The 4030-nt window shown below is 72.7% G+C and carries 4 protein-coding genes and 1 pseudogene; 2 read left to right on the forward strand and 3 right to left on the reverse strand.

The window, feature by feature from the left end; translation table 11 throughout:
- Nucleotides 1-168 precede the first annotated feature (168 nt).
- From IE249_RS20665 to IE249_RS20675, 3 genes are all read right to left on the reverse strand, one after another.
- Entirely contained in the window at nucleotides 169-696 is a 528-nt protein-coding gene (locus IE249_RS20665) for a DUF2617 family protein (RefSeq protein ID WP_189706617.1), read from the reverse strand.
- A 404-nt stretch (nucleotides 697-1100) separates the two neighbouring features.
- On the reverse strand, nucleotides 1101-1445 hold the full coding sequence (locus tag IE249_RS20670; RefSeq protein WP_189706619.1) for a hypothetical protein: 345 nt from the start codon (nucleotides 1443-1445) through the stop codon (nucleotides 1101-1103).
- A 363-nt stretch (nucleotides 1446-1808) separates the two neighbouring features.
- Nucleotides 1809-2114, reverse strand: coding sequence for an SH3 domain-containing protein (locus IE249_RS20675; RefSeq protein WP_229858900.1), 306 nt, complete (start codon nucleotides 2112-2114; stop codon nucleotides 1809-1811).
- 300 nt (nucleotides 2115-2414) lie between these two features.
- Between IE249_RS20675 and IE249_RS20680 the strand changes: the two genes are divergently transcribed.
- Both IE249_RS20680 and IE249_RS37965 read left to right on the forward strand, forming a co-directional pair.
- Nucleotides 2415-3605, forward strand: coding sequence for a pyridoxal phosphate-dependent aminotransferase (locus tag IE249_RS20680; protein ID WP_189706621.1), 1191 nt, complete (start codon nucleotides 2415-2417; stop codon nucleotides 3603-3605).
- A gap of 59 nt (nucleotides 3606-3664) precedes the next feature.
- A pseudogene (locus IE249_RS37965) lies at nucleotides 3665-4030 on the forward strand (hypothetical protein); the annotation flags it as partial.

The following is a 4030-nucleotide window of genomic DNA, read 5'->3' on the forward strand; positions in this document are numbered from 1 at the left end:
CAGCCGCGCGGGTCGGACCCGGGCGGGCGCGGGACGGGGTGGCGCCTGCCCGGGAGCCGGGGCGTGCGGGTCGATCACGACTGCGACGTTACGTCACGGACGCGCGACGCTTCGTCACCCACACGTGTGGAAAGGGGAGTTGCCGCCGCGTGTGGTGCCCGAGTCCGCTCATGCGGCCCGCGCCGGTGCGGAGCGGCGCGCTCCGACCCTGGTCCGGGTCGCCACCAGCTGGCCGTCCTGCGGGTAGGCGTGCCAGGTGCGCCAGTGCACCTGGCCCTCGCACCGCTGGGCGAGCATGGCGGTGAACGCGTGCGGGCTGCCGGGGAAGACGCCGGCGAGGCCGTGCGGATGGTCGGAGACCAGGGCCAGCAACTCCTGGGCCCGGCCCGCGAACACGCCGGGCGGGAGCACCTCGACGCGTGCCGCGAACTCGTACTCCCAGTCGCCGACGCGCTTGGCGACGCCGAGCGGCAGGGGTGTGCTGGAGCCCGCGATGCACGCCACCGTCTCCGAGCAGGTGCCCCGTTCCTCGTCCAGGAGCACCTGGTGGGAGGCGCCGAGGAGTCTCAACTGGAGCCTCGCGTCGTCCAGTTCGAGGTCGAGTGTGGCCAGTGCGGGCAGCGGCTCGCGTCCCAGGGCCCAGGCGAGGTCCGCCGCGCGCGTGTCGGTGTAGGAGGTGTTCAGGGTCGTGAGCATGGATCGGCTCCGCTAGCACGCAGAAGAAGGAGGAGGGGTCCGGCGCACCCCGGTGGACACGGGGGAAACGGCCCGGCCAACACGAGGGAAACGGCCCGGTCGGCCCGGATCGGGAGAGGTGTGCGCGGGACGTCCCAGGGGCTGCGTCGGTGTGGTGTAGAGGGAATCATGAACGGCCGCGCCACCACAGCGTTTTTACCCAACTTCGTGGGGTTTCCATCCCCTCGGGGGCCCCACAGCTCAACTGTTCAACTACAGCGTGCGCCCCGGCGCGCGAGTCGGCGCACAGGAGCACGGGTCGGCACGGCGGCGCATGGGTCCGCGTCGGGGCGCCCGCCGGACCTCGTCGCCGGCGGGCGCCGCCGGGGGATGCGGTTCCCCCCTCGGAGCTCGGCTGCCCCGTGTCAGCTGCCTCCACCGCATCCGCCCCCGCACGACGAGCCGCCTCCGCAGGAGGAGTGCCCGCCGCAGGAGTGGCCCCCACAGGAGTGGTGCCCACCCGAGTGGCCACCGGAGTGCCCGCCCGAGTGGTGCCCGCCGGAGTGGTGCCCGCCGGACGACGAGTCCCCGGACGACGACCCGCCGTCCCCCGCCCACCAGCTGCCGCCGCCCGCGCCCGCGCCGCCGGCCCCGCCGTACGACCGGTTGCGCCGCCGGCTCCACGACCTCTGGCCGTTCCTGCGGGCCTTCGCGGCCGCCGAGGCCACGAACAGCACCGCGATCACCGCCACCACCAGACCGAAGACCATGGCGTCCCCCTCCTCCCGAACCCCTCCGTCACCACGTCCGGAGGTCCCCCGAAGCAGCCCCCCGTGGGCGCCTCGCTCGTTGCGTGCCCGGGGGATGCCCGTCAGCCCGCCCGGCCAAAGCACACTTGAGGAACTTCTGAGGGTCGAGGCACGAAAAACGCCCCTGACCTGCAAGAATGCAGATCAGGGGCGGTCAGGGTCTCATCGGGCCGCCTGTGGACCGCGACCCTCCCGAGGGCTGCGCCCGACCACTGCGTCGATGGCCCGCCGAGCACGCTCGCGGCCGGCGGGCATCAAGTGGGCGTACCCCCTCAGCCGCAACGCCGGGTCGGCACGCCCCGTCGCCGGTGGCGCCGCCGCCGGTCAGTCGCGCAGGTACCGCCAGTCGACCCAGCCCCACTTGCCCGAGTTGGCACCGGACAGCACCTTGCCGTACTCCCAGTTCGTCCCACCCTTGTAATGAAGGCAACGGCCGCTGAACTTCGTGCCCTTGGTCAGGAGGCCCAGGGAGGTGGAGCCGACACCCGGGTTGCGGCGGAGGTTGACGTTCGTCGTGGTCTTCTCCGCCAGGGGTACGGGGAAGGTGTCGTCCTTGGCGCAGGCGGCGGGCAGGGCGGAAGCGGCAGGAGCGGTGGCCACCAGACCGCCGAAGAGGGCAGCAACGGACACCGTTGCTGCCGCAAATCGCCCGAGGGCATGCATGGATTACCTCATTCAGATCTCAGAGATGCGTTCGACTAGGCGGTCAGCCTAAAGGATCATGATCCGCTCCAGGGCACTCCTCACCCGATTGCGACGTACCTACAGACTCCTCACACAACCGGGGCATCGGTATTCCGGGAACGCCCCGCCCCTTGGACCCGAGCGGGTACTTGAGGCCCGACGGGGGACGGCGTCGGGCCGCCCGGCGCGGCCCCGCTCAGAGATGAGGCGTTGCATTGTTGAGGAACCCCAGAGCTTCGGCGCAGGATGGCCGGCATGACCTCCAGCGCACGCCCGCTTCTGAACCGCCGGCTCGCCGAGTTCGGGACGACGATCTTCGCCGAGATGTCCGCCCTGGCCGTGGCGACCGGGGCGATCAACCTGGGGCAGGGCTTCCCCGACACCGACGGCCCCGAGGAGATCCGGGAGGCGGCCGTGCGGGCGCTGCGCGAGGGGCGCGGCAACCAGTACCCGCCGGGCCCCGGCGTCCCCGAGCTGCGTACGGCGGTCGTCGAGCACCAGCTGCGGAGGTACGGCCTGTCGTACGACCCGGACACCGAGGTCCTGGTCACCGCGGGCGCCACGGAGGCCATCGCGGCCGCGCTGCTCGCACTGGTGGAGCCGGGGGACGAGGTCGTCGCCCTGGAGCCGTACTACGACTCCTACGCCGCCTGCGTCGCGATGGCGGGCGGCCGGCGCGTGCCGGTGACGCTGCGCCCGCACGAGGGCGCGTTCCGCCTCGACCTGGACGAGCTGCGCGCCGCGGTGACCGGCCGCACCCGGCTGCTGCTGATCAACACCCCGCACAACCCGACCGGCACGGTGCTCACCCGCGAGGAGCTCACCGCGATCGCCGAACTGGCCGTCGAGCGCGACCTGCTGGTGGTCACGGACGAGGTCTACGAGCACCTGGTCTTCGACGACGCCGAGCACGTCCCGCTCGCCTCGTTCCCCGGGATGCGCGAGCGGACGGTGACGATCGGATCGGCGGGCAAGACGTTCTCGTTCACCGGCTGGAAGGTCGGCTGGATCACCGCCGCTCCCGGCCTGGTCACCGCGGTCCGCTCGGCCAAGCAGTACCTGACGTACGTGGCCTCGGGCCCTTTCCAGTACGCGGTCGCCCAGGCGCTCGCGCTGCCGGAGTCGTACTTCGAGACGTTCCGCGCGGACATGCGGGCCAGGCGCGAGGTGCTGGCCGCGGGACTGAGCGAGGCGGGCTTCGGGGTCTTCCGCCCGGCCGGCACGTACTTCATCACCACCGACATCCGCCCCCTGGGCGTCGACGACGGCTTCGCCTTCTGCCGCGCGCTGCCCGAGCGCGCCGGCGTCGTGGCCATCCCCAACGCCGTCTTCTACGACCACCGCGACGAGGGCGCCCCCTTCGTCCGCTTCGCCTTCTGCAAACAGCCCGCCCTCCTGGAGGAAGCGGCCACCCGCCTGAAGACCCTGGCCGGCTGACACGCCCCGCATGGGGCGCAATGGGGCCATATGTCCGGCCTGTATCGCAATATGCCCGTGTGAGCCGCGTCAGCACCCTGTCGTCGCCCTTTCCCCTCGCCCGGCCGGAGGCCGGGGGGAGGGGTGCGCTGTGGTCCGCCTTCGTGGCGGCCGCGCTGTTCGCGGCGGTGCGCGCTGCCGGGGTGGGGGTGGTCGCCGTGGCCGCGTGGCGCCACGGCAAGGATCCGGCCGCGCTGCTGGGCCGGTCCTGGGACTCGCTGTGGTACCTGCGGATCGCCGCCCACGGCTACGGCGCCGTCGAGCGTCCGCACCCCGGCGTCGTCCACAACGACCTGGCGTTCTTCCCGCTCTACCCGGCACTGATCCGCGCCGTCCGCACGGTGGTCCCGCTGGGCGGGGGCGCGGCCGGGCTGGTGGTGTCCTGG

The sequence above is a fragment of the Streptomyces anandii JCM 4720 genome (assembly GCF_014650655.1).
Classification (GTDB): domain Bacteria; phylum Actinomycetota; class Actinomycetes; order Streptomycetales; family Streptomycetaceae; genus Streptomyces; species Streptomyces anandii.